Genomic DNA, 669 nt, shown 5'->3' with positions numbered 1-669 from the left:
GGTCCAGCGGACTCACCGTGGTCAACACCGGCAGCCGACCGATGAACTCAGGAATCAACCCATACTTCAACAGGTCCTCAGGCATCACCTGAGAGAACGAATCCACTGTGTCCCGCTCGGCCTTGCTCTGAATATCCGCGCCGAACCCCAGGCCACGCGAGCCCACACGCTGCTGAATGATCTCGTCCAGCCCTGCGAACGCCCCGCCCACGATGAACAGCACATTCGTCGTGTCGATCTGGATGAACTCCTGATGCGGATGCTTACGCCCGCCTTGCGGCGGCACACTCGCAGACGTCCCCTCCAAGATCTTCAACAGCGCCTGCTGCACACCCTCGCCCGACACATCCCGGGTGATCGACGGATTCTCACTCTTGCGCGCGACCTTGTCGATCTCGTCGATGTAGATGATCCCGGTCTCGGCCTTCTTCACGTCATAGTCGGCCGCCTGGATCAACTTCAACAGGATGTTCTCCACATCCTCACCGACGTAGCCGGCCTCCGTCAGCGCCGTGGCGTCCGCGATCGCGAACGGCACGTTCAACATCTTCGCCAACGTCTGCGCCAGATACGTCTTCCCGCACCCGGTCGGGCCGATCAACAGGATATTGGACTTGGCCACCTCGACGGCCTCGTCCTTACCCGAACCACGGCTCACACCCGACTGAC

The 669-nt window shown here is 61.3% G+C and carries 1 protein-coding gene; it reads right to left on the bottom strand.

Annotated features, from left to right (window positions below):
- Nucleotides 1-669, bottom strand: a 669-nt coding sequence (gene clpX / locus ELR45_RS41215) for an ATP-dependent Clp protease ATP-binding subunit ClpX (RefSeq protein WP_338069605.1), incomplete at both ends; no start/stop codon positions are given.

This window comes from Phytoactinopolyspora endophytica (assembly GCF_004138495.1).
GTDB classification, from domain to species: Bacteria; Actinomycetota; Actinomycetes; order Jiangellales; family Jiangellaceae; genus Phytoactinopolyspora; species Phytoactinopolyspora endophytica.
This window is presented reverse-complemented; position numbering and strand designations above follow the sequence as displayed.